Here is a 24,714-nt window from a genome sequence, read left to right as displayed (position 1 = left end):
ATTTTAACATAAATCATAAAAGACATGAAAGCAAGAATTAGAATACTGTTCTCCCTGCTGTTTGCCAGCTTCTTTATGCAGGCTCAAATTAGCAAAAAAAGGGATGATGTAGAGTTGAAACAGATAAATAGTATGGTCACCGAAGCCAAAGCGGTAACGGCTCAAGTAATTGTCACTGATTTAGTGGTTCAAGGAAGTGCCTGTGTCGGCTTTGATTGCGTAAATGGAGAAAGTTTTGGTTTTGATACTTTTAGATTGAAAGAAAACAATTTAAGAATTAAAGCTCAGGACACCAGTAATTCCGCTAGCTTCCCGACAAATGATTGGCAAATTACTTTTAATGATACTTCAAATGGAGGAGCAAATAAGTTTTCTATTGATGATATTGATGGAGGAAGAACTCCTTTTACAATAGAAGCTGGAGCACCTTCACATTCGTTATATGTAGATGATGGTGGTAGGGTCGGTTTTGGTACCTCTACGCCGGTTGTTGAGATACATAGTAAAAACGGTGATTCTCCAACACTTAGGCTTGAACAAGATGGGTCTTCTGGGTTTACTCCGCAAACTTGGGATATGGCTGGTAATGAGACGAATTTTTTCGTTCGTGATGTGACTAATGGAAGTAAGTTGCCATTTAGAATTAGGCCAACGGCTCCTACGAATAGTTTATATATTGATACGGATGGAGATATTGGTTTAGGAACTGCAAGTCCAGGTGGACTACTTGATGTTAACAAGAGGTTTATCGTTAAATCAGATACAAGTGTAGGTATAGCAACATCAACACCAACAGCTAGGTTAGAAATAAAAGGAAATTCAGCGGGTGGTACAAATTTAAGGGCGAGTGGCAACAAGGCTCAACTAATAGTTGATTACAATGAATTAGGTTATAATTATTATGATGCAGCTTTTCATAATTTCAGAAGTTTTTCAGGTACACCTTTCTTAAGCATTAACTCTTCTGGTAATGTGGGAATAGGTATTCCAAATGCTTCAAACAAGTTACAAGTAATTGGTAACACAAGGATAGAAGGTAATCTTGTTGTTACCGGAACTGTGACTGCTACGGCAGGTGGAGTGAATTCTGTTGAAGATGGCTCAGGTAAAGTCTTGGGTTCTGAAGAAAGCCCGTTTCCAGCTTTGTATGTAAGCGGAAATAGCAATTTTGATGATGTAAGTTATTTTGGAAAAGATATCTATGTTAAGGGTTCTGTAATGCCTGGCTCTATTTATGGTCCTTCTGATGCTAGGATTAAAAGTGATATAAATCCACTTTCTGACGCTACATCGGTAGTGATGAATTTATATCCTAAAACGTTCTTTTATAAGAAGGAATTTACTGAAGAATTGGGTTTACCAGAAACTAAGCAGTTTGGACTTATTGCACAAGACGTGGAGAAGTACCTTCCAGATCTTGTTAAGGAATTTGAAACAAAGTCAGGGAATAACTTCAAAAGTGTTAATTATAATGCTTTAATCCCTGTATTAGTACAAGCACTAAAAGAGCAAAAGCTTAGAATAGACGAACTAGAAGGTCAAGTGTCTAATTATGCCGCTTTAGACAGTAGATTAAATGCTTTAGAGGCTCAGTTAAATTCAAAAAACAAAAACGCAAAACGTTAATATCATGAAATATATTTTTACACTAGTTTTTTGCTTGGCTGGCATGGTTTCTTTTGCTCAGCAAGCTTCAGAAGATGAAAATGGACGCCCTATAGGAGCTAAGCCTTCAGCTGTGGTTTCTTCGGAGGAATCAGACATATATTTAAGACAAAGCAAAGAGAAGAGTTCTTCTTCCTCGATTTTGATTGAATACTCATTGCCTTTTGGGAAATCAGGAGGTAAGTTGGTTTTATTTCATCCAAAAGAAGATAAGGAATTGAAGACTATAAACTTTACGGGTAACAACGGAAGTACGGTTGTGGATATTAAGGAAATAGGTTTTTCAGGCTTTAATGCAGGTATGTACCTGACGGATGGAACCTTTATAAAGAGTCAGTCCTTTTATTCGGAATAAAAGCCTTTATGTTCTCATTGTTAATAGCAGCCAATATTTGGCTGCTATTTTTTGTTTTATATGTTTGAAATTATACCACTTCTCTTTAGCTGTTATAGATTTATATCATTTACCGTAAAATAAAACCTTTTAGACTTAGCAGAAACTTGTATTTAAATTTAATGATTCAAACTGGGGAAAGTTATACAAATGAGCTAAGGGTTTGCTCTTTTGAAGAGTCCGTTTTTACTAAAAGGTACACAGATAGTAATAAGTTTTAACGAAATAATAATGACATGAAAACAAGAATTAGAATTCTTCTCTCTTTGCTATTTGCAAGCTTCTTTATGCAGGCCCAGATTAGCAAAAAAAGGGATGACGTAGAGTTGAAACAGATAAATAGTATGGTAACTGAGGCGAAGGCGGTTGCAGATAATGTTATTGCGGATGATTTGATAGTTCAAGGTAATGCCTGCATAGGTATAGACTGTGTAACTGGTGAAAGTTTCGGTTTGGATGCCATTCGATTAAAGGAAAATATTTTACGAATCAAAGCTGAAGACACCAGTAATTCTGCAAGTTTCCCAAGCAACGATTGGTAAATAACTTTTAATGATACCAGTAATGGCGGGCTTAATAAATTTTCTATTGATGACGTAACGGGCGGAAAAACACCTTTTACCATTGAAGCTGGAGCTAGAACAAATGCACTTTATGTAGAGGCTGATGGAGATGTTGGAATTAATACGGCTAATCCAGTCGTTGAATTACATACGGTAGGAGGAGATAGCCCAACGCTAAGGATAGAACAAGATGGTTCTTCAGGCTTTACTCCTCAAACTTGGGATATGGCAGGAAACGAAGATAACTTTTTTATTAGAGATGTTACTAATGGAAGTACATTCCCTTTTAGAATAAAGCCTGGGTCACCATCAAGCTCATTATATATCCAAGAAACTGGTGTTTATGTAAAGAATGCCATCCTTCCAGGAGCATCTGCTCCTTCTGATGAGCAATTAAAGCAAAACATTGTTTCTTTAACTGATGCTACTAATGTATTAATGAAGGTTTATCCTAAGTCTTATTTTTATAGAGAAGACATTATTAAGAAGTAAGGTTTCTCTGATAGAAAGCAATTTGGTGTAGTAGCTCAGGACTTAGAAAAAATATTACCTGAACTAGTAACGTCTAAAGACCTTGGTCAAGGAGACTTTTACAAAACGGTGGACTATAATTCCCTTATCCCAATTTTGATTCAAGGATTTAAGGAGCAGCAAAGTATTATTGCTGAGCAACAAGCTCAATTGAGTTTACAATCAGAGAAATTCGAAGTGTTAGAGGCTCGTTTGAGCTCCTTGGAGAATACTAACAAAAACGCAAAACGTTAATATCATGAAATATATTTTTACACTAGTTTTTTGCTTGGCTGGCATGGTTTCTTTTGCTCAGCAAGCTACAGAAGATGAAAATGGACGCCCTATAGGGGCTAAGCCAGCAGTTGTGGTTTCTTCAGTGGAATCAGATATATATTTAAGACAAAGCAAAGAGAAGAGTTCTTCTTCCTCGATTTTGATTGAATACTCATTGCCTTTTGGGAAATCAGGAGGTAAGTTGGTTTTATTTCATCCCAAAAAGGATGAAGAGTTAAAGACCATAACTTTCACTGGTAATAATGGAAGTGTAGTGGTAGACATTAAAGAGATAGGTTTTTCTGGCTTTAATGCAGGTATGTACCTGACGGATGGAACCTTTATAAAGAGTCAGTCTTTTTATTCGGAATAAAAGTTTTCATGTTTTCATTGTTAATAGCAGCCAATATTTGGCTGCTATTTTTTGTTTTAAGCAGCAGCATATTAGATACTGAACCTTTAAGCCATATTCCAGATTGGCTGTTGGCTAGGTATTGAAACTTACGTTCTCCCTTATTTAAAATTAGGCAGCTTTTACTTCCTTCTGTATAGCCTGAGTTGATAGGCTCTGCCTCAAAATCGTTTCCGGCTAATAGTAAATCCTTTTTGCCGTCTTTGTCAATATCTATTAACAAAATAGATTTAATAGTGAACTGTTGAGCTTCTTTGGGTAATTCTTGAATCTCAACATTTTTACCGCCTTTGTTCCAAAGAATTACACTTTTCATAAAGTTGGCAGATAGCTTAGTGTTTTCAGATGTTAAGCTTGTAGGCTTATAAATGGCGTAAGAATTATAGTCTGGGAAAAGGCTTCTTAAATACGGATATTCTCTAATAAGCTCGTCTCTTGCAGGGATAATTACACGGTTTCCATTTTGAAAGTAGGTTTGAATCTTTTCTGTTTTACCCGTTTCTGTAAGGTCGAGTTCATGATATTCTAATGGGTTTTCTTTATCAAACGGGTATCGGAAATTGACTCCTTTGTTTCCTAAAACTAAGTCGTCAAAACCGTCATTGTCTAAATCTGCTATTTGAATACTATTCCATAAACCTTTCTGGTTTCCAAGAATATCGCTTTTTACTAGTTTACCTTTTTGGTTTATGAAAAGGGTAGGAGCCATGTATTCGCCTACTATTATCAAGTCTTCCCAGCCATCCTTATTGAAATCAATGGCTTTTGCGTCTGAAACCAAACCTAAACGTCCAAGTTCAAGTTTCTGAAACTTTGTATTGGCACTTTTAAGAATGTAAGAATCTCCCACATCAGGAAAAGAGCCAGGAAGTATGCCTCCTGCTCTGAAAATATCTTTATGTCCATCATTGTCAATATCTATTAAGCAAGCTGCAGCCGCAGGGTAATCCCCCTTAGGGAGTATGTCTGCTGATTCAAAACCTTTCGCAGTATTGTTAAGATAAATGTGGTCTTGATAGCTTCCCGAATTTAATGGAAATTCATTACTACCACTTGCCGTATAAAGGTCTAAGTAACCATCATTATTGATGTCTAAAAATAGTGCAGCGGCATCTTCCCAAGTTTGATTCTTGTGTAAAGCTGTTTTAGAGAAAGCACCATCAGCTGTTTGTTTGAAAATGAACGCTGGCGTTTCTGTATTTCCTCCAATAAAGACATCATCCAAATTATCATTGTCAATGTCTCCTGAAACTAAGACTGGTCCAGGTTGGGAGTATTTTTTCAATAATAAATTCTCGCGATAAAAATCGATAAAGCGAGATTCTGTGTGCTTATAGTCAAATACTGTTTCTGTAAATAAGGCGGCTTGGCTTTCAACTTTAAACGAATATGCCTTTGTTTTATCTATATCAGCTATGATGGTTTGATTAGCATCTATGCTTTCAAAAAGCTGGCTTTGATTATTTGGCCAAATAATTCTTAAAGAATCTAGCTTCTTTTCTTTTCCTAAGCCAATGTTTATGGGTGTAAACATGGAGGAGAGGTAGCCTCTGGTAACGGCGTTGGTATATGTTTGGCAAGTGCCGTTTGCGTACGCTTTAATTTTGAGGCCATGATTCAGGGCAAGCTGATTGTTGTTTTTTACATCAACAATCACAAAGTTGTTTTTTGAATCATTTCTAAAAACATGAGCTTTTTCATTGATGTTATTGACCACATAATCTAAGTCACCATCGTTATCTAAGTCGGCAAAAATAGCTCCGTTAGAAAAGCCTTCTGTTTGCTTTATCCATTGCTCTTCTTTTTTTGAGAAGTTGAAGTCCTTTTCATTTTTGAAAAACTGATTTTTTCTTTGAAGTTTTGGCGAATTCAGAGCGTTCTGATTCATAAAGTCTCTCATCTCTTCGACGGACTCTGTTTTTTGAGCAAAGCTGATATTGTAAGAGATGTTGTCAGAATTGGTAACATCTCTCATATAGCCATTTGAAATGTAAAGGTCTTTCAGTCCGTCATTATCAAAATCAAGAATCAAGGGAGCCCAAGACCAGTCTGTGGCATGAATACCACTGTATTGACCTATTTCATTAAAATAGGTTTCACCTTTTGCGTCATTGCCGGCATTTTGGAAAAGCATATTTCTGGTGAATTCTTTCTGATATCCTAAAGTTTGCTCTGTTTCAAAAACATGGTAAGAGGTCATCAGCATTTTCTTTTGCTGCTCATTGTCGGGTGGTAGCATGTCTACCGTGACCATGTCTAGTAATCCATCATTATTGATATCAGCAATGTCATTTCCCATCGAGAAACGACTTTGATAAGGCAAGTATTCAGCTGCCTTGTTAGTGAAAGTGCCATCCTGATTATTGATGTATAAAGCATCATTTGGCAAGAAATCGCTGGAAGCTAATATGTCTTCCCAGCCGTCTCCATTTATATCAGCAATCGCCAAACCTAGTCCATGATTATTGGCATTTATGCCACTTTCAAGTCCGGCTTCTTGAAAATGACCAGTACCGTCATTCTTATATAGTTTGTCTAAAGCATAATTTCCGTATTGGTCTTTTTTTCGGAGTAAGTTTGGGTTACGGATGAGGTTAGACGTAGTTAAAATATATAGGTCGAGGTCGCCATCTTTATCATAATCAAAAAAAGCAGCCTGGGTAGAAAGCGAAGTGTCGGCTATTCCTCTTTCTTCAGCTTCTTCTTTAAATGTTAGGTCCCCTTGATTTACATAAAGCAGGTTTTTTAGATTTTCTTCTGACTCATTTCCTGCTTTAGAAACATATAAATCGAGTAGACCATCACCATTGATATCTGTTATGGTGACTCCAGTAGACCAGCCTTTTTGAATAATTCCAGCTTGCTGCGTAATATCCTCAAAAACAAAATTTCCTTTATTTAAATAGAGTTTGTCATGGACTTGATTGCCAGTAAAATAGAGGTCAATAAGTCCATCATTATTAGCATCAAAAGCGGCTATGCCTCCACCATTATAAAGGTTATGGTAGTCGTAAACATTGTATTTTTCATTTTCAACTACATTGTTTGAAAAGTGAATATTGCTTTGTTCAGCGTTTACTTGTACAAAAAGCTGGCTCTCTTGCTCTGAACAGGAGAAAAGAATAAATGAAGCAAAGAGTATTAGGAGTTTTTTCAAGGCTAGGTATTGGTATTCCCAAAGCTAAGAAATCCGCTTGTAAATCTCCATGCATGCACGGGCATTATGATAAGGAGCTTTCCAAGGATTACCTTTTGAGCCATTTGTGATTTTGTGTTTGTCGTTTACTCCGCCATACCATTCGCCATTTTCATGGTCAATGAGGTAGTCGTTAATAAAAGTCCAGCAGTTTTCCGATTTTTCTAAATAATTAACCTTACCGCTCATTTGATAGGCATTATAAAAACCTACCATGGCTTCTGCCATCACCCACCAATCTCGTGAAAAATTCCCATGCCCTGTTTCAGGGTCAACTTCGTATATCATTCCATTGTCTTCTTGGAGTCCGTCGGCGGAATCTCTGGCCATTGGAAGGCAGACTTTTTTACATCTTTCTATAAGGTGTTCGTCTCCAAGGATTTCGGCCGCTTCTAAAATTAGCCAACTAGCTTCAATGTCGTGCCCATAAGAAATGACTTTCGATTGTGGCGTCCAGTCTTCGGAAAAGAACAAGGTCATTCTGGTGTTTCCTTCACCAATGATGCGGTCAAGCATTATTTGAAGACAATGCTTTAAATGAAAATGTACTTCTTCGGACTTGTCAACACGGTACAGATTTGCGAAGCACTCTAATAAATGTAGGTGCGTGTTCATCGATTTTCTAGAAATACCTTTAGAAAGAATATAGTCGTCTGTTTCAGACCAATCTTCATTATAAGCCTCTATATAACCGCCTTCTTTGCCATCATAAGAATGGTTAATGATGGTATTAAAGCACTTTTGAGCCATTTCTAGAGCAGGTTTATAACCTGTGGCCCTGTAATATTCGCTCATTCCATAGACATAAAAACTATGACCGTACATCAGTTTTTTTCCGTTTTCTTTTTCGCCTTTGGCATTGACAGTCCAGTAGGTTCCGCCGTTTTCATTATCCCAAAAGTTATCATTTAAGCTGTCAAAAGCTCTTTGAGAAAGTTTTTCATAGCTGGGTAGCAAATGACGGTAATGTAATAGGCTTGGTGTGTTTTTTATAAAATGAATTGCGGTGCTAAAACTCCATAATATTCTAGCAGTGGCTACCACTGATTTCTCCGTTTCTTTAGCTTGATTATTGGCATCAATAGTGCCGTAAAATCCACCATTTTTCTGGTCAACGGAATGTTTTGCCCAGAAATCAAGAATACTGAAAAATTCCTCTTTTACTTCCGTTTTAAAAGACTGTTTTGATAATGCCATTTTTTTAGGGTTGAATGTGAAGCAATTTAAGAAAAGGAAATGTGTTTTGAGGGCTTGGTGGAATCTCTTTGATTGAAATACGTTATATTGACGGTATTAATTATGAATAAAATGGATTTAAAACTTGCGGTATTAATAGATGGGGATAATATCCCTTCCGCTTATATCAAAGAAATGATGGAGGAAATAGCCAAATATGGTAACCCTACTATCAAAAGGATTTACGGAGACTGGACCAAGCCGCATCTCACAAAATGGAAAAATCTTTTGCTTGAAAACGCGATTACGCCAATTCAGCAGTACGGCTATACCACTGGGAAAAACGCCACGGATTCTGCCATGATTATTGACGCCATGGATATCCTTTATTCTGAAAAGGTGAATGGATTTTGTCTGGTTTCGAGCGATAGCGATTTCACGAGACTAGCGACAAGGCTTAGAGAGGCAGGCATGCAGGTTTATGGTATTGGCGAAAAGAAAACACCAAGTCCATTTATAGTGGCTTGCGATAAGTTTATCTACCTAGAGATTCTTAAAAAGGAAACTGAAGAAGAGACGTCAGAATCTGAAGAGAAGAAAGTCATTAAGAAAAATGAGGTGGATAAGATTACCCCTAAGGTGATTAGCCTTATAGCCGCCACCATATCAGACTTAGCTGATGATGATGGTTGGGCTTTCTTAGGTGATGTAGGTAGTTTGCTTCAGAAAAAGATGCCAAACTTTGACTCTAGAAACTTCGGTTTTCAGAAACTTACGCCCATGATTAAGTCTATCAATGGTTTTGAAATAGAAAACCGTGAAAATCAAAAAGGAAGGTTTAAGCTTATTTATGTTAAGATTAAAGGCTAGTTATGGCTTAAAAACCAACCTCCCAATCATTACATTTTCAATGTCTGGCCTTGCCATGAGTTCAGCTCTTTTACCTCCTTTAACAAAGAGCTGGGCTTGGTCGTCATAATGTTTACTCATGAAATAGCCACTTTGACCGGTAGGTAAAACGCTATATCCTTTTTGTGGCGTGCTAAAATCAATAATCCTGCGGAGAGCAGGGCCTGCAGTCACTTTATACAGACCTGTACTGTCCATAGCAAAAGCCATATTGTTTATAGTTTCTCTGCCTCCTGGTGCAGGAAACGGACCCACATTAAAGTATTGTCTTAGTGCCTCTACTTTGCCCATGGCATGCGGATGCTCTATGGAATGTACTTTCTCCCATTTCCAGTCCTCTGGGTTGTCGCCCAATTGATTCTCTAGAAAGACAACAGTTTTATTCAAAGCTTCGCTAATTAAAGCATCCCTTTTTTCTTTTTTAGGGGTGTTTATGTTATCCCACCATGGCGAATTCTCGTTTTCAAAGAAGGTTTTCATACTCTTTTTAAATACATGACTGCGTTCAAAAGAAGGGTAGAAATGTTCGCCCAATTCGTCTCTCATGGCTACTTGATAAAATTCAAAGATCCAGCGGTAAAAGATGGTGGGTTCTGTACTTTCAAGAGTGTGCTTTCCATCCCAGTTGCCTAGTTTACTAAGCAGGCTTTTGGCCTTAGGGTTTAAGACCGTTTGGTCAAGGTTTTGGATTAGAGAATCTATAATATCCGAATAAGTGGGCGATGTGATATCATTAATAATATCTCGCATAGAGTCCTCGGTCCAGTCTGTTTTGTCGGTATCTAAAAGTTGTTCAATTCGCTTGGCACGATTTGACGGAACGTAATAACCAGGCACCAAACCATTGCCCATGTCGTCAGGCTGATTATTTGCCGTATAAAGAAAGCCCCGTTCGGGGTTAAGCGTTTGAGGGTTTAGGTCAAAATCGGCATAGCCTTGCCAGTCGTCATTTCCTGTGCTACCATCTAGAATGTAATAAGGATTTACATGAGCCGGTCTTATAGGTAGTTTTCCTGCTGCCCACCAGGCTATATTTCCGCTGGTGTCTGCCCACATAAAGTTAAGTCCGGGTGCGGTAAGTGGCTCTACAGCGGCTCTGGCATCGGTAGCATCTTTTGCCTTGCAAAGGTTATAGAAAACTTCCATGTGTTTTGATGGAAATTCATGATAAACCCACTGAAGAGCAATAGGCTCTGCGGTGTCATCCAAGTCCTCAAAAGCTCCATTTAGGATATATCCGTGAGGTGATTTTTTAACGTAGATAGTGGTGTCAGAACCTCCTTTGATATTTATTTTTTCTTCTCTTGATTCTAAATCAACCCAAGTGTCTTTATAACGTACTTGGTTATTGTTTTCTGGATTTAAGGTTTCGCTATAGAAGTCGGCTTCGTCATTTTCAAACATGGTTAATCCCCAACCGCCAACATAGGTGTGACCTAAAGCGGGAACTGGCGTGCCCGCTATAAAATTACCATAAACCTTAAAAGTAGGACACTCTAAATGTGCCTCATACCATACACTAGGTTGAGAAAACGCCATATGTGTGTCGTTTGATAAAATCGGTTTTCCTGATTTGGTTTTGCTACCCGAAATTACCCAACCGTTTGAGCCATGAAATGGTTTGAAATCTAATTTTTCGTCAATTTTAGAAAGCTTTTGCTCTATAAGAGCCAAATTTTTAGCTAGGGCAATGGCTTTATTGTCAACAGGTATTTTATACTCCTCGTCAGGCCAGTTTTGGTCAAAGTCTTTGGTGTATTCCTTGCCAAATTTGGCATCAATGTAAGTCATGACAGCTTCTGTTTGAAAAGCTGCTTCAAAAGTATAACCTAAGAAACCTGCTATTTTTTCCATGTCTTCCAGCGTGAAATCCTCTTTAGGGATACCTGAAAGGGTAAATTCTATAGGTGTTTTTCCATGGTGAATGTATTGATTTATGCCTTTGACGTATGCGGCAGCGGCTTTCATAAAAGGAGCATTCGGGTCTCTTTCTGCTAAGGTCCATTTGGCGTGTTTTTCAAAACTTAGGGTTCTAAAAAATACGTCTGTTTCTAGGGCTTCTGGCCCAAAAACCTCTGCAAGTCTTCCTGAAGAAACGCGTTTAAGTAGTTCCATTTGGAAGAGCCTATCTTGAGCATGAACATAACCAAAGGTGTAGAAAAGGTCTTCCTCGTTTTCTGCGTAAATGTGTGGGACGGCGAAATCATCATAAAGTACTTCTACTTCGGCAGAAAGCTCTGGTAAATTTACAGTTCCTGAGTAGGAGGGCTTAAGATGATTTAGGTATAAATATGCTGCAGTAAGCGTAAGGAGCACTATGAGACATAGGCCTAAAAGGAATTTTTTCATTGATGAGGGTCTTGTAATTTGACCCAATTTAACCAATTAAGGTTAAAATGAAACCATCAATAGGTGGTTCCTCTTCCGTGTCCTCTTCTTTTCTTGTGTTTTCCTTTAACAGGTCTTTTAGGTTGACCATCAAAACTTACTACGCTAGTTTTTTTCTTGATGTTAGCTTTCCAATTATAAGCTTTCTTTTCAGGCTCCTCTTTGGTTGCAGATTCAGAAACTTTAAGTTTTCTGTCCATAACCGTAAAGCCATTTAACTTATATATGGCTGTACCGGCTTCTGCTTTATTCGGCATTTTAACAAAACCAAAACCTTTGTTTTGTCTGGTTTTGTGATTTTTAATGATATTGACAGCTTCTACTTCGCCATGTTTTTCAAACAATGCTTTTAGTTCTTCTTCTGTTAATTTGAAAGGGAGGTTACTTACGTGAATGTCCATATATTTTTTTCTTTGACACAAAGGTATCTGTTTCTGTCCAATTCTTTTCCGAATACTTTGGAACTGGTAAAATTCAATTATTTTTGAAGTCCATTGCGTAAACCTAAATATAAAAAAATGACATTGAAAAGGACAAATTTGACCTTGTTAACTTTGGCAGCCCTTTTAACAGCCTGCGGAACACAGACCTCTGATAAAGAAACAACTAAAGTAGAAGAGGAGCCTAATGAATTACAACCTATTTCACAACCCTTAGTTTCCGATATTTTTACGGCAGACCCGTCTGCTCATGTTTTTAATGGGAAAATATATGTTTATCCTTCACACGACATTGATGCTGGAATTCCTAATGATGACTTGGGAACGCAGTATGCCATGAGAGATTACCGAGTTTTGTCTATGGATGAAATAGGTGGTGAGGTAACTGACCACGGGGTGGCTTTAGATATAGACGATGTGCCATGGGCAGGTAGACAAATGTGGGCTCCTGATGCAGCTCAAAAGGATGGCAAATATTATTTATACTTCCCTGTAAAAGACAAAGAAGATATTTTTCATATTGGTGTAGCAGAAAGTGATTCGCCTACTGGCCCTTTTACGGCAGAGCCTACGCCTATTGAAGGTACCATTAGTATGGACCCAGCAGTTTTTGAAGATACTGATGGGTCTTACTATTTATACTATGGTGGTATATGGGGAGGTCAGTTGCAGTACTATAAGACAGGTAAACTTGTGAAATCTGAAGAGCAACCCGCTCCTGATGAGCCGGCATTATTGCCTAAAATGGCTAAGCTTGGTGCTGATATGAAAACATTAGCGGAAGAGCCTAGAGATATTAAAATCTTAAATGCAGATGGTGAACTTTTCAAATCTGGCGAAACAGACGAAAGGTTTTTTGAAGCAGCATGGGTGCATAAATATAAAGGCACGTACTATTTAAGTTACTCTACCGGCGATACGCACAAGATAGTTTATGCTACCGGCGATAATCCTTACGGCCCATTTACATACCAAGGTGTGGTGTTAAATCCTGTACAGGGCTGGACTAACCATCACTCCATAGTAGAGTTTAAAGGAAAGTGGTATTTGTTTTATCATGACACACAAATTTCAGGTCAGAATCACTTGAGAAATGTGAAAGTGACAGAGCTTCATTATAACGAAGATGGCTCTATTAAGACTATTGACCCTTATAGGTAAGAGTTCAAAATTGTTTGAAATAATTTAATACCAATTTATTTTTGTCCCAAAATTCGGGGTGTGGCTCGCAGAACTAGGTGTTACTTAAATCCCTGTCTGCCGACAGGCAGGCTGTCACCCCGACTAAGAGGTTACCAGTTTTGGTGACCTCTTTTTTTGTGCTAAATACGCAATTGCTTTTGACAGTAATGAAATAGAGAAGGTAAGTTCCTATTAGGTGATTGCTCATTTTTTTATCATTTTGCTAAAGTATTCGGTCTGGATCTAGATTTCTATGGAGGAACTAGTAATTACATTTATCAAACAAACTTATACTTATTGAAATGAGAAATTTTAAAAACTTATTGGCCGCTGTGGCTTTAACATGTGTTTTCTTTTCTGGTGCCTTAGCACAAGAAGGTCAGGATTACTTTTTGGGAGACTGGAAGGTTCTGGTAAAAGGAACTCCAAATGGAGATGCCGAATTACCGATGCGATTTGAAAAGAATGGAGATGATATTTCAGGATATTTTGTCAATCCAGAAAGTGGTGAAGAAGAGTCAATGGATTCGGCTGAGATAGAAGGTAAGAATTTATTATTAGCTTTTTATGTAGCCGGTTATGACGTAACCATGACGTTGGCCAAAGAAACAGATAACACCATGAAAGGTTCTTTGATGGAAATGTTTGAAGCTGAGGCCACAAGAATGGTTGACGCTGATGCATATTTTATGGGTTCTTGGAATGTTTTTGTAGAAGGAACCCCTGAAGGTGATGTTCAAATACCAATGAGGTTTGAGAAGAATGGCGATACCGTCTCTGGTTATTTCACTAATCCTGAAAATGGAGAAGAAGAGGAAATGGATTCTGCTGAGATTAAAGATGAAACGCTCTCTATGGCTTTTTATATAGTAGGTTATGATGTCACCATAAGCTTAAAAAAGGAGTCGGAAAATAATATGACTGGTTCATTAATGGATATGTTTGAGGCAAAGGCTGTCAGAGTGATAGAAGAAGCTGTATCGGCAGAAGATTATTTCCTAAGCTCTTGGGATGTGCTGATAGTGGGTACACCTAATGGGGACGTTACCATTCCCATGAGATTTGAAGAAGGTGAAGCTGGCATAGCAGGTTACTTTACCGACCCTCAGGATGGCACCGAATATGAAATGACATCTGTAGAACTGCAAGACAATACTATCTCCGGAAGTTTTACATTAATGGATTATGATTTAACTTTCTATCTTAAAGAAGAAGATGCCAATCAAGCCAAAGGCTCTCTAATGGAAATGTTTAGCATGACCGCTACTAGAAAATAAAATTAATTCGCACCCTAATTTTAGAATGAGAACCCCGCCTTCACCGCAAGTCGGGGTTTTTCTTCTTCCTTTTCTTTTGGTAAATATAGCCCGAGGGTAAAGGTTAGAGCATCTACTGGGGCAAGCCAAACGCCTCCACCATAACTATAATGCCAGCTTTCAGACTGTTCTGATGGTAACCAAACTCTGCCATGGTCAAAACTTCCAAAAATGCCATACGTGATAGGGACTAATGGGTTATAATTACTCTTGAGTTTATATCTTAAATCGGTGGATTGCCAGAAACTATACTTTCCATAAAACCTTTCAGACCTGTATCCTCGCAAACCTTGTTTGCCGCCAATAAAAGGCATTTGATAAAACTCAAATCCGTCTCCAATATTAATTCCTGTACCAAACTGCGTAGCTAAAATCAGTTTCTCTTTGCTGTCTAAAGCTCTAAAAAAGCTAAGACTGGCATTTATAGAACCAAAGTTTTTAGCATTATTGGTTTGATGAGACCATTTCAGTTCAGAATTAAAGATGATTCCATTATGCGGAGCTATAAAATTATCAACGCTATTAAAACTGAATAAGAACTTAGAACCTACAAAATTCTTACTTTCAAAAACTTGTTTATCGACGGTATTCTCCACCAAAAATCGTCCTGGTGTCGCTTGTAAATTTAAGCGTTCGGCAAATGGGCCAATACTGAAGTAAGCACTGTTATGAGCAAATCTTTTCTTTATGGCTGGGTAAATGTGAAGTGCTCCCTGTCTTACTCTATAATAGTTTTCGTCGTCGTCTGGTCTTAGGGTATTGTTTCCTATACCGGCAAAATTGAAGGCATAGCTAGGACCACGTAAAAACGATTCGAGGTAAAAATCCCATTCGCCAAAAGTATCGACAAAGTCACCTTTGTAATCTACACTCAGTGATTTGGTCTGAAAGGCGTATTTGACTTTTAGGTCTTGCACAGAAGCGAAGGGTTCTTTTTTGAAACCGTATTTGGTATAGTTAACACTTCCACCCAGCAATAAACCGTCGTCAGGGTTAAAGCCTAATACGGGCAGCACCATAGCTATGTCATAATTGCTGTCGTTATTTCTTCTGTCATACACATTATATCTAAAAATATTGGTTCTTTTATCTTTAAATGTGCTGGCACTCTTCAGTTTATCCTTTTTAAAATCATCATAAATAGCTATCCTCTTTTTACCAGTAGTGGCGGTAGATAGGTCTTTGAAAGTGTCTTTACCATCACCACCTATAAACCTTATTTTTAGTTTATTGTCGGCTTCGCCTTCAAAAATGAATTCGTCTTTATCGCCGTTTCCATAAAGGTTTACATATTTGGTAATGCTACTATCGAAAATTCGGTGATAAATTACTTTCCTTTTTTCGCCATCTTTATCAAGGTCAAATACTGTTACTTCGGTATTGTTTTTATCTAGTTTTTTTACTTCAAAACGTTCTTCTTTTTCAGAGCCAATTACATTGACAGATTTACTGACAAATTCATAATGTGCTCTCGCAATTTTCATTAAATCAGCTCTTCTTGTTTTTATGCTCTTAGAAATTCTTTCAACAGAAATTTCTTTGGCTTTAGGAGGCCAGTTGTCAAAAGACCTTTCAATATCCTCATCTGTTAAGTTTTCTTGAATGAAAAGAACTTGCTCTTCCCAGTCTTCCCAGCTGAGACCGTTTAAGAAAGTTCTGTCTACCAAACGTGCACTCCAGGTGGTCCATTTCATGCTTTTTATTTCTGGGTCAAAACTCTGTAACTGTCTTAAAAAAGGAGCGGTGAGTCGAGCCAAATTTGCTGCAGCTCCATCATATAAAGAGAAAGCTTGGTCTCTGTCTTTTGGTATGGGTCTGTAAATGGTTTCTCCTTTGTCCTGTTTTATGGCAGCCCATGCCCACTGGTCGTCATGTCTGTCCCAGTCGCCTATTAAGAAGTCGAAAAGCCTAGTTCTAAGCATCCATTTTTCATCTACTCTGTCTTTATTGTTTTCCAGAATGGCCTCCATTAAATCAGGCGTATTGATGATTTTGTCTGGATTCCCGAAGAAGTCTGCATCTTTCCAGTGTTTACCTTTAGGTCTTTCTTCAAAGAGGTTCATCGATTCCCCAAAGATGTCATTATAAGCATCTAAATTTGGCTGTTTAGGTACGTAATACAGTTTTGGGTTAGTATGGTAAACGTTTATCGCATCTGCCAATGCCGGCATAGAAAGCGGTGCAAAGGGATTGGTAGATAGAAAATTATCTTCCACAATGAATTTGGCAGCACTCATCTTATTAAAAGGAAATGGCAAAAAGCGGGTAACGTCTTTTGTCAAATTCCGAAGAACATATTGTCTTTCGCTAGGAGCATCAAAACGTAAGGAGTTTGTTTGATTTCCTCCTCCTAACTTTACGGGAGTAAGTCCACCCTGAATAGTTGACAGGTCTAAAACAGGGAAATTATAGCTTTCTAGATATAGGTCTCTGTTATGTTTTCCCAGTAAGAAATCATGTGCTTTGCCTACAGGTACTATTTCGTTTTTAGTCAGTTTATGCTTGGCAGAGTCTAGCAGGCTTTCATGTTCTGAAAAATCGCTTAAAATATTTTCGTCTTCTTGGGTTTTGGCGTCTTTTATTTTTTTGCGGTAAACCAGTTTTGCTTCTGTTCCTTTGTCATTTACTGTATAATAATTGACCCAAGTTTCTCCACCTGCATAAAAGTCTAGTTTGCTATAGCCCATTTCAGATGTGGCAAATTCAGAACCTTTTCCCATAGCCACAGGACTGCTTTTAGAACCACTACCGCTTACAATAAATTTTTGACCATTATTTTCAATATGCTGTAGAGCATGCTCATGACCACTGGCAAAAATGAAGTTTCCGTTTTTACCTACACCTGCTAAAAGTGCCGAGCGGAGGTCTTTATAGTTTTTGTTAGCTACGTCTTGCCTAGAACCTATGGTTCCTCTCACTATGGCACTTAAACTGCCAATTACGGGAATAGGCACAAAGAGCTTAGGTTTCATTTCTGTTAGTGGAAAGATATGCTGTTTTGCGGTAAACCTACCGCCATGCGGGCCATACGTGTAAAGCGGATGGTGCATGGCTATCACGATATTCTTATTCCTATATTTTCTAATAACGTTTTCAAAAACGAATTTAAAATTCTCTCTGTTTTTGATGGAGCAGTCGTCATTTATTTCTGGGTCATTATCCCAGTCGGCAAGCCACCACTGCGAGTCTACCACTATGACTACTATCTCTTCGTTTAGCTCTACCACTTCTGGGCCGGAGCAGCCATCTATTGGTAAAAAATAGTCTTCGTAATCGTCTTTCTCTTTCCCTTTATTGAGGTATTTTTGAACGTACTTGCTTTGTCTTTTTAGGCCTTTTACGCCGTCAATTCGCCAATCATGATTTCCTGGAAGAACAATAGGCCTGCCTTTAAAATTGTCAAGCATTTTGAGTTGCTCTTCTAATCGATATTGAGCATCTGCTCTGGCGTCCACATCTTCTTTTGATGGCATACCTTCTTGGTAAATATTATCTCCCAAAAAGATGATAGAGCTGTTTTCTGATTCCTTTTTTAAAGCCTCTTCCAGAAAATTAATAACAGGCGACCTATGTGACGGCGTGGAGTTTCCAGCATCGCCAATCAGATACATGCTGTGAGTAATGCTAAGCGAATCTGCAGGTTTTGCTTCCTGCCAATTTTCTGTTTCCTGAGCATACTGCGTCTTATAGGTGGCACACGAGGAGCAAAAAGACAATAAGAAAAGGAAAGCTAGTTTGTTGATGCTTAAATTCATGAATGGGCTTGCTAGTCTGTGATTCGTGAGAACTTCAGTATTTTACCTTTAGTAAAATCATCTCCCTCACTAGAGATATAAAGGTGCCCCGCTTGGTCAAATGCTATGCCTTCAGGTTGCCTGAAAGTACCTTTTTTTAGCTCAATACTTTCTTTGAAATTCCAGTCAGCATCAAAAACTAGAAGGCTCTCATTAATGGCAGAAATTACATACCAGTCTTTGTCTATTGGATTTCTGGCTAAGGCAGAGGGAGCAAAGCCTTTTTTTGAAAAGCTCTTTGTTTTTATTTCGAAAGTTTCAGGCTTTTTGTCTTGACTCTTTAAGTCGTATTGGAAACCTAAAATGCTATTTTTTTTATCACACTTTTTACAAAGTATAAACAGCGATTCGGTTTCTGAATCAGCATAAAGAGACTCATATTCGCCCTTTGGAAGCTTTATGTCTACTTTACTGGTGGCGGAGGTTTCTTTATTTACCATTTCGCTTAAAGCTGTGGTAAATACTTTTCCGCTACTTTCTAAAACATAAATTTGATTGTTCAGGATGCTTAAATCTTCGTAATCCCCATTTTTGATAAACTGGGTTTCGTGCCTAATTTTTTCTTTATTGAGTTGGTAAATCGCACCTTTTTCATCTTGAATAACATAGGTGGTTTTGGCATCTCCATTATTGAATGCAATTCCTGATATTTCTAAAAGACTTAATGGTAAATGAAAAACTTCAGGCTTGTCAAGACTATAAGGGAAATCAGAACTGCTTAGTGTGGCAGATGATGATGAGGGTGAGCAAGCTTGAACTATCATAAAGAGCCCAAAAGCTGAAAATAAATTATTCAAAGTAAAACGTTTTTTCATACCTGTCCGAGCGATTTTTCTTGAATGATAGCCATGGTAATAAAGGCTAAAACGGATACCACTACACCAAACATAAAGATGTTATACGCTATTCTGAGAAGCCTATATTTTCGCCCTAAAACCACTCCTTGGGAGTAAATGTCTTTTGTGAGCGAGCCATATAAGTAGTCTCTATCTTCCATAAGGCTTAACATGCCTCTAGAGTAGTCTTCGTATGGCATTTTGTAAAAGTTTCCAAAAAACAGAAGATTGACTCTCTTTTCTGTCAAATCCTCTTTAGAGAAAATACCATTTGGAATAGTTGGCCTGGTAGCTAAAATGGAGAAAACCATGGTCACCACACATACCGAGGTTAATATGAAATTTGGTATAAGCAGATACTGATTTGCATCCATTTCTCTAAATAAAATGGTAAGCACCACCGAGAGTATAATGGAAGTGGTGGTAATCATGATATGTGCCTTATTGTCTGCCATATCGCTCAGTCTTTGGTGATTGTTTGAGCTTATTCTAAACATGGTTTCTATACCTCTGTCGGGTCTTTTCTGAGCAGGCACTTCTTTCTTTTTTGATTTTTTCTTGAGCTTTGAAATGTTCTTCTTTTTTTGTTTGTCCAAAATAGTTTTACCGTAAGATGTATGAAAGGAGTGTTTTTCTAAGAGTTCAATGCTACTTTTCTTCCATTTTTTATTTGAAATTTTCTCACCAGAAGCGTGTTCAGTTTCCAGCTTCATACTTTCATTAAACTGCTCAAAATCTTCTGTTCCGAAATGGAAAAGGTCGGCATCACAAATGATTTCTTGAAGAAGGTTTTGTGGGTTTTGAGGAATAGTGGTGGCTTTGATACATTCCGCTATTTCATCCAAAGTAGCCTTTTTAATAGCATATTTGTTCAAAAAATGAACGGTAAAGTCTACACCTCTTTTTTCATGCTCTACATTGGTACCATTGCAGTAACCCGTATCATGAAACCATGCAGAAGCTAATACTATAAAAGTGTCTCTTTCATTTAAAGTATAATAACCAGCAAGGAGTTTTGCATTAGAAACCACCATTTGGGTGTGTTTGAGGCCATGATAAATTAAATGGTCATCGGCGTGAGTCTTTATTAATTCGCTCACATAGTTTTCTATATCGTCTAGTATTTGCTGATAATTCATTGAACTATGTTTGTTTCAGAATTTAAATTTATGCCAACACGTAATGCCTTTAAACCATTAACACCCTGAAGGTGCTCTAGTTCTAAAAGCTCTAAGTCATCTAGGAGCAAACCTTGTGCCTGTAAGTCTTTAATGTACGGAATATATTCATTGGCAGTTTGGGTGTCAAAATATACCAAAGCTATTTTACCGGGTTGAGTAAGTCTTTCGTCTTTCCCTTTTAATTTAACCTTGTCTATTCGCTTTTTGATAACTTCATACCTGATATTATAAGCCCCTTCTACATCAAACCTTCTTTCATCTTCTCTAAAGCTAATGTCTATAGAGCCAGGATTAATAAAAATTAGCTGCGTAGTTCTTAACGGTAAAGAAAGCATTGGAAGCAATGCTTCGTTTAAAATGGCTATTTCTGCCATGGAGATTAGTTGCCATTTTCTTATTTTATTCAAATAAGCTTTTTCGAAAGTCTTTTTGGGTTCAATGGATTGACCTATGTAAATATCATACTCTACACCATCTGTTCTGAATTTCTCAAAATAGGTAGGGAAGTACTCTTGTAGTTTTCCTTTGCTGTTTTCTAGGTATCTGTTTACAGTAGAGTTTATGGTTTGCATGTCGTTTTCAAAACCTCTTCTATGCACGTGTCCTTCACCAGACTCTTCACTTAGGCTTAGATACTTTTCAATAAGTTCTAGGCCTTCAGAATTGGTAAATTTAATCTTTACTTCATTTAAGTACGAGTGAATATCTGCGTCTAAAAAGTTTTGAATTTTAAGTTCGTCTCCGCCATATTCATTTTTGATTATTCGTTCCTGAAACTTTTCGCTGCGAGCTGTTAATTTATCTGTTAAATCATGATTGAAATGTTGCTGGATAAATTTGAGTGTCTTTAGAAGTGCAGCAAATTGAAAAGTGAAATCTGTATGCTGAGCGTTATTTCTTTCAATGGTGGAGTTTCTGACATCTATGGCACCATATAAAGGATAAACATCTTTAAAAGATACCGTTTCTACTTTCTTTATTAAAGAGCTGTTTAGCCGCTCATCCATGTAATGAAGGGCAGCTTCTTTAAATTTCCACTCCACGGCTTCCTGTAAGAAGGTATATTTCTCTCGTATGATGTTTTCTATTTTATGATGAAATTCTTCAATGTCATGCTCTAGACTTTGGGCAATAACAGAAATAGCCGTGTGAAGCTGTCCCATGACTACTTCATTAATAGCGTTTTCATTTTTTGAGTAGCATATCAATATCCCAATCACCTCTTTTTTTGAAACGACCGGAACTATTGCTAAAGACTTAAATTCACTTTTAAGAAGTTTTAAGTCAAATTGATTTTCGCCACAAGAAGCCATTTCTAAAGATGGCTTAAAAATCATACTAGGGTTTTTGAAGTACTCCTTACAAAAATTGATGTATGTGTTTTTTTCCGTATCACCATTGAAGGTATGTCGGAATAGTTGGCTGTTACAGAGGTTATCTGGATTTAAAACAACCTCGTCATTTACCTTCAAAAGCGGAACCAAATCAAAGTGTAGTTCAGAGTCGCCTGTAAGGCTTTTCAATGAATTGACAATTTCTTGATGATAAGCACTGTCTGAATATGAAGCCCTTTCTATAATTAGGCTCTTCATGTGTTCCACCGTTTGACTGATAGTGATGTCTTCCAGTTTTATGACAGAAAACCCTTCAAATTTAAAATGAGACAGGGGTAAAAGCTCTAAAATAGAATTGATGTCAAAATCTTTTTGCCACGATTCTCTTACCACATTTAAATCAAATTCAGGAAGCTCTCCCTTCGGACTTACGTTTACATAAGTATTATCAATATCTAGTTTATAGTATTTCTTAAGAATGGAATTAGCGGCTTTAACACTAATAATTATGCTTCGGGCAGGGTGCGGCGGAAAACCATAAAGCTTCTCTAAAATAAAAGAGTATATCTGAATAATTTCCTTTTTTTGGGAAGGTGCATACTCTTCTATGGCTTCATGATTCATGCAGTCTGTTCCTTCTTTGAAAAGTAAGTCATAGAAAGCGTCAGTTCCGTAAAAGAAAGTAGGTTTTATAGGAGCACTAAGTGCTAAATAGACCTGAGATTCGTCAGAAGCGGGAGGTACTAAGAAATTGTATATTTCTTCAAAGAGGTTTTCGTAATTTGAAGTATCGGCAAGTGCTATGTTACCTTTCAGGTCAAACTCATGCTCCAGTTTATAAAGGAGGTTTTCAAAATATTTTTTATTGACGGAACGTACATTTTGCATCCTCTCTTTAACAAACGAAATTAGAGGAGCTATGGAAATATGGGTTTCCAAATCCTTAAATCCAATATGAGAATCCTTTGAAACGTCAAGTAATATGCTTTTCATCAGTGAGGTAGTAGTCTTGCTATAGAGATTAATTTAGGTTTCTAGATGAGTAAAGGTACGCCTGAAGGTAAGGAGAGAGAAACTAGTTTATTTAGAAGGACTTAAATAGTGATAAACCACATTACTGACTGATGACCTACAGATTTACGTTTGCGAAAACGTTACTGTTATAGGTTGTATTAACATTTATGCAGGTCTATTTGGTTCGGCTTAGCTTTTATATTGAAATGTAAAGGGTTCAAACAAAAAAACAGCCCCAAATGGAGCTGCTCTTAATATTAGAAAATGTTAAACTTATTTGCTTACTGTTCCCGTGGGGAAGTTTAAATTTTGCCCCATATCTAATAAAGTATGAACAGGAGCGTCTGCTGCTATTTGGCCAACTAATGGCTTTAATGTAAAAGGAGCAGGGCTATTGTCTGGAAATGGCTCTATGCTTATTACACCAGCACCACCTTGAAGGTTGGTAGGAAATGTCATTCCTGAAGGAGCATTGGCCACAAAATCTTCTCCCGGGAAGGGAGGTGTTCCTCCACTTCCTTTAAATGGTTCGCCGCTATCGGCACCTGAAATACTAGTAAATGTACCGCTGCTTACTGGTGTGCCGTTTATTACTGCCCAGCCTTCATATACCCATCCTTCTGGAAGTGTAGGTAAGGTAAGGGTAGCTGTAGGGCCAGATGGGTCTAACCACCAGATTCCACTTGTTTCGTCATCCATGGTTTCTGTAGATGGCGTGGCTAATATAAACTGACCGGCTACTGATGAAAAATCGTTTCCTAAAGCAGCTGCGTGACCTATATTAAGGTTTGCAGAATTTGAAGAAAAATCTCCAGCTAAAATATGAATTTTAGAAGGTGCAGGGTCGGTGTCATTTGCTGGCTCTATAGTTAAAACAAATGTGCTACCCGCGTCTAAGATATCTTGGTCTAGGCTAAATTGTGATTGAGAGAGGGCTCCCGAACCATTGACAGTAAATACGCCCGTAGATACAGGGCCAGATGGCGTAATTAACCATCCTTCATAAACGGCTTCCGAACCTAAGTCTTCTAATCCTTGAATGTTTAAAGTTAATGCTCCGCTTTGTGCCGTAGGCTCATCATCATTGTCGCAGGCGGTAAAAGCCAATGCCATAAATGCTAGTGCTAAAGTCTTTAAGTGTCCTTTTTTCATATCCTTGTTTTGTTTTAATGTTAAACTTGACACAAAGGAATGGCATAGGTATTACGTGAAAGTGTCAGAATTGTAACAAAACTATCACGGAGCATAAAAGCAGTCAGAGAGTTTGTTTAATATGCTTTAAATAGTTCATCAGAACCTTAGTAAAAGAAAATACGTAGGTCTTAGCTCATTCTTTTAATGAGATTACCCACCGTGATAATTCTGTGATACTTAAAAGTTTACTTTGAATTCTCCGAGGACATACTTTTAAAATTAACCTAAAAACATGCCTAGAGCTCTAGTAATAGAAGACGACCATAAGATAGCCGAATTGATAAAAATCCATTTGAAGGATTTGCATTATGAAATAGACCATACGTTGGATGGTTTAGAAGGTTATGAAATGGCAAAAAAGACAAACTACTGCCTAATAATCCTAGATTTAATGCTTCCGTCTATGGATGGAATGGAGGTTTGTAGAAAAATTAGGGCAAATGATATTGCTTCGCCAATAATCATGGTAACTGCAAAATCCGAAGAAATAGACCGCGTGCTGGGTTTAGAAACCGGGGCCGATGATTACATCGTGAAACCTTTTGGTGTGAGAGAATTTCAGGCGAGGGTCAAAGCTGTACTGCGGAGGTCTTTAGGAAAGTTTGACAATGCATCTTCTACAAATACGCAGCTTATTGAGGCTGATGGTTTAAGTATTGATTTGGATAAACGTTCCGTTCAAAAAGCAGGGTCAAGAATAGAATTGACACCGAAAGAGTTTGATTTACTTTCGCTTTTGGCGGCTAGCCCAGGGAAAAGTTTTAACCGTCAAAGCCTACTCAATTTAGTTTGGGGCTATGATTTTGAAGGTTATGAGCATACGGTCAATTCACATATAAATAGAGTTCGTGCCAAAATAGAAGACGATATGAACAAGCCCAGTTACATTTTGACGAGCTGGGGTTACGGGTATCGTTTCAATGAAAACCTTTAA

Annotated in this window: 18 protein-coding genes and 1 pseudogene; 10 read left to right on the top strand and 9 right to left on the bottom strand. The window is 37.7% G+C overall.

Features of this window, described 5'->3' with window-relative positions; genetic code table 11:
- The first annotated feature begins 24 nt into the window (after positions 1–24).
- The 6 genes and pseudogenes from AC0L6O_RS20675 to AC0L6O_RS20650 all read left to right on the top strand — a co-directional run bounded on the left by AC0L6O_RS20675 (position 25) and on the right by AC0L6O_RS20650 (position 3,781).
- A complete protein-coding gene (locus AC0L6O_RS20675; RefSeq protein ID WP_473305069.1) occupies positions 25–1,626 on the top strand; it encodes a tail fiber domain-containing protein in 1,602 nt (533 codons plus the stop codon).
- 4 nt (positions 1,627–1,630) lie between these two features.
- The gene (locus AC0L6O_RS20670) at positions 1,631–2,020 is read left to right on the top strand and encodes a hypothetical protein (RefSeq protein ID WP_473305068.1); all 390 of its coding nucleotides are present in this window, start codon (positions 1,631–1,633) and stop codon (positions 2,018–2,020) included.
- A 275-nt stretch (positions 2,021–2,295) separates the two neighbouring features.
- Positions 2,296–2,601: a hypothetical protein gene (locus AC0L6O_RS20665; RefSeq protein WP_473305067.1), complete on the top strand. Its 306-nt coding sequence runs from the start codon at positions 2,296–2,298 to the stop codon at positions 2,599–2,601.
- 246 nt (positions 2,602–2,847) lie between these two features.
- Positions 2,848–3,114 carry a tail fiber domain-containing protein gene (locus AC0L6O_RS20660; protein ID WP_473305065.1) on the top strand — a complete coding sequence of 89 codons (267 nt, stop codon included), beginning with the start codon at positions 2,848–2,850 and terminating at the stop codon, positions 3,112–3,114.
- A gap of 12 nt (positions 3,115–3,126) precedes the next feature.
- A pseudogene (locus tag AC0L6O_RS20655) lies at positions 3,127–3,387 on the top strand (hypothetical protein); the annotation flags it as partial.
- Positions 3,388–3,391: 4 nt separating this feature from the next.
- Complete coding sequence (locus tag AC0L6O_RS20650) at positions 3,392–3,781, top strand: hypothetical protein (RefSeq protein WP_473305064.1); 390 nt, start codon at positions 3,392–3,394, stop codon at positions 3,779–3,781.
- On the opposite strand, the gene AC0L6O_RS20645 is transcribed toward AC0L6O_RS20650, so the two are convergent.
- Together AC0L6O_RS20645 and AC0L6O_RS20640 are read right to left on the bottom strand one after the other, a co-directional pair.
- Complete coding sequence (locus AC0L6O_RS20645) at positions 3,750–6,977, bottom strand: VCBS repeat-containing protein (protein WP_473305063.1); 3,228 nt, start codon at positions 6,975–6,977, stop codon at positions 3,750–3,752. The two genes, AC0L6O_RS20650 and AC0L6O_RS20645, sit on opposite strands and share 32 nt — an antisense overlap.
- A 24-nt stretch (positions 6,978–7,001) precedes the next feature.
- Positions 7,002–8,213 carry an AGE family epimerase/isomerase gene (locus tag AC0L6O_RS20640; protein ID WP_473305062.1) on the bottom strand — a complete coding sequence of 404 codons (1,212 nt, stop codon included), beginning with the start codon at positions 8,211–8,213 and terminating at the stop codon, positions 7,002–7,004.
- Positions 8,214–8,324: 111 nt separating this feature from the next.
- On the opposite strand from AC0L6O_RS20640, the gene AC0L6O_RS20635 reads away from it, so the two are divergent.
- Positions 8,325–9,062, top strand: coding sequence for an NYN domain-containing protein (locus AC0L6O_RS20635; RefSeq protein ID WP_473305061.1), 738 nt, complete (start codon positions 8,325–8,327; stop codon positions 9,060–9,062).
- On the opposite strand, the gene AC0L6O_RS20630 is transcribed toward AC0L6O_RS20635, so the two are convergent.
- Positions 9,063–11,450 carry a penicillin acylase family protein gene (locus AC0L6O_RS20630; RefSeq protein ID WP_473305060.1) on the bottom strand — a complete coding sequence of 796 codons (2,388 nt, stop codon included), beginning with the start codon at positions 11,448–11,450 and terminating at the stop codon, positions 9,063–9,065.
- A 56-nt stretch (positions 11,451–11,506) separates the two neighbouring features.
- Positions 11,507–11,890: an RNA recognition motif domain-containing protein gene (locus tag AC0L6O_RS20625; protein WP_473305059.1), complete on the bottom strand. Its 384-nt coding sequence runs from the start codon at positions 11,888–11,890 to the stop codon at positions 11,507–11,509.
- 117 nt (positions 11,891–12,007) lie between these two features.
- Here AC0L6O_RS20625 and AC0L6O_RS20620 point away from each other — a divergent pair, with 117 nt between their 5' ends.
- Together AC0L6O_RS20620 and AC0L6O_RS20615 are read left to right on the top strand one after the other, a co-directional pair.
- Positions 12,008–13,090, top strand: coding sequence for a glycoside hydrolase family 43 protein (locus AC0L6O_RS20620; protein WP_473305058.1), 1,083 nt, complete (start codon positions 12,008–12,010; stop codon positions 13,088–13,090).
- A gap of 323 nt (positions 13,091–13,413) precedes the next feature.
- Entirely contained in the window at positions 13,414–14,388 is a 975-nt protein-coding gene (locus AC0L6O_RS20615; RefSeq protein ID WP_473305057.1) for a hypothetical protein, read from the top strand.
- Between the two features lie 20 nt (positions 14,389–14,408).
- Here the strand turns inward: AC0L6O_RS20615 and AC0L6O_RS20610 are convergent, their stop codons facing one another.
- From AC0L6O_RS20610 to AC0L6O_RS20590, 5 genes are all read right to left on the bottom strand, one after another.
- Complete coding sequence (locus AC0L6O_RS20610) at positions 14,409–18,182, bottom strand: metallophosphoesterase (protein WP_473305055.1); 3,774 nt, start codon at positions 18,180–18,182, stop codon at positions 14,409–14,411.
- An 11-nt stretch (positions 18,183–18,193) separates the two neighbouring features.
- Positions 18,194–19,036, bottom strand: a complete 843-nt coding sequence (locus AC0L6O_RS20605) for an SdiA-regulated domain-containing protein (protein WP_473305054.1) — start codon at positions 19,034–19,036, stop codon at positions 18,194–18,196.
- Positions 19,033–20,196, bottom strand: a complete 1,164-nt coding sequence (locus AC0L6O_RS20600) for a Pycsar system effector family protein (protein WP_473305053.1) — start codon at positions 20,194–20,196, stop codon at positions 19,033–19,035. The genes AC0L6O_RS20605 and AC0L6O_RS20600 overlap by 4 nt, the downstream gene beginning before the upstream one ends.
- Positions 20,193–22,565 carry a GAF domain-containing protein gene (locus AC0L6O_RS20595; RefSeq protein WP_473305052.1) on the bottom strand — a complete coding sequence of 791 codons (2,373 nt, stop codon included), beginning with the start codon at positions 22,563–22,565 and terminating at the stop codon, positions 20,193–20,195. Before AC0L6O_RS20595 ends, AC0L6O_RS20600 begins: the two co-directional genes overlap by 4 nt.
- A 294-nt stretch (positions 22,566–22,859) precedes the next feature.
- The gene (locus AC0L6O_RS20590) at positions 22,860–23,738 is read right to left on the bottom strand and encodes an anti-sigma factor domain-containing protein (RefSeq protein WP_473305050.1); all 879 of its coding nucleotides are present in this window, start codon (positions 23,736–23,738) and stop codon (positions 22,860–22,862) included.
- A 274-nt stretch (positions 23,739–24,012) separates the two neighbouring features.
- On the opposite strand from AC0L6O_RS20590, the gene AC0L6O_RS20585 reads away from it, so the two are divergent.
- Positions 24,013–24,714 carry a response regulator transcription factor gene (locus tag AC0L6O_RS20585; RefSeq protein ID WP_473305048.1) on the top strand — a complete coding sequence of 234 codons (702 nt, stop codon included), beginning with the start codon at positions 24,013–24,015 and terminating at the stop codon, positions 24,712–24,714.

Source organism: Arcticibacterium sp. GJ41-1, from assembly GCF_055808875.1.
The sequence above is the reverse complement of the archived record's forward strand: the minus strand, read 5'-3'. Positions and strand labels throughout refer to the sequence as shown.

Coding starts and splice junctions, on each gene's coding strand:
- AC0L6O_RS20585 (WP_473305048.1), top strand. CDS start 24,013: ATGCCTAGAGCTCTAGTAATAGAAGACGACCATAAGATAGCCGAATTG.
- AC0L6O_RS20595 (WP_473305052.1), bottom strand. CDS start 22,565: ATGAAAAGCATATTACTTGACGTTTCAAAGGATTCTCATATTGGATTT.
- AC0L6O_RS20635 (WP_473305061.1), top strand. CDS start 8,325: ATGGATTTAAAACTTGCGGTATTAATAGATGGGGATAATATCCCTTCC.
- AC0L6O_RS20665 (WP_473305067.1), top strand. CDS start 2,296: ATGAAAACAAGAATTAGAATTCTTCTCTCTTTGCTATTTGCAAGCTTC.
- AC0L6O_RS20650 (WP_473305064.1), top strand. CDS start 3,392: ATGAAATATATTTTTACACTAGTTTTTTGCTTGGCTGGCATGGTTTCT.
- AC0L6O_RS20600 (WP_473305053.1), bottom strand. CDS start 20,196: ATGAATTATCAGCAAATACTAGACGATATAGAAAACTATGTGAGCGAA.
- AC0L6O_RS20590 (WP_473305050.1), bottom strand. CDS start 23,738: ATGAAAAAAGGACACTTAAAGACTTTAGCACTAGCATTTATGGCATTG.
- AC0L6O_RS20670 (WP_473305068.1), top strand. CDS start 1,631: ATGAAATATATTTTTACACTAGTTTTTTGCTTGGCTGGCATGGTTTCT.
- AC0L6O_RS20675 (WP_473305069.1), top strand. CDS start 25: ATGAAAGCAAGAATTAGAATACTGTTCTCCCTGCTGTTTGCCAGCTTC.
- AC0L6O_RS20660 (WP_473305065.1), top strand. CDS start 2,848: ATGGCAGGAAACGAAGATAACTTTTTTATTAGAGATGTTACTAATGGA.
- AC0L6O_RS20630 (WP_473305060.1), bottom strand. CDS start 11,450: ATGAAAAAATTCCTTTTAGGCCTATGTCTCATAGTGCTCCTTACGCTT.
- AC0L6O_RS20625 (WP_473305059.1), bottom strand. CDS start 11,890: ATGGACATTCACGTAAGTAACCTCCCTTTCAAATTAACAGAAGAAGAA.
- AC0L6O_RS20605 (WP_473305054.1), bottom strand. CDS start 19,036: ATGAAAAAACGTTTTACTTTGAATAATTTATTTTCAGCTTTTGGGCTC.
- AC0L6O_RS20610 (WP_473305055.1), bottom strand. CDS start 18,182: ATGAATTTAAGCATCAACAAACTAGCTTTCCTTTTCTTATTGTCTTTT.
- AC0L6O_RS20615 (WP_473305057.1), top strand. CDS start 13,414: ATGAGAAATTTTAAAAACTTATTGGCCGCTGTGGCTTTAACATGTGTT.
- AC0L6O_RS20620 (WP_473305058.1), top strand. CDS start 12,008: ATGACATTGAAAAGGACAAATTTGACCTTGTTAACTTTGGCAGCCCTT.
- AC0L6O_RS20640 (WP_473305062.1), bottom strand. CDS start 8,213: ATGGCATTATCAAAACAGTCTTTTAAAACGGAAGTAAAAGAGGAATTT.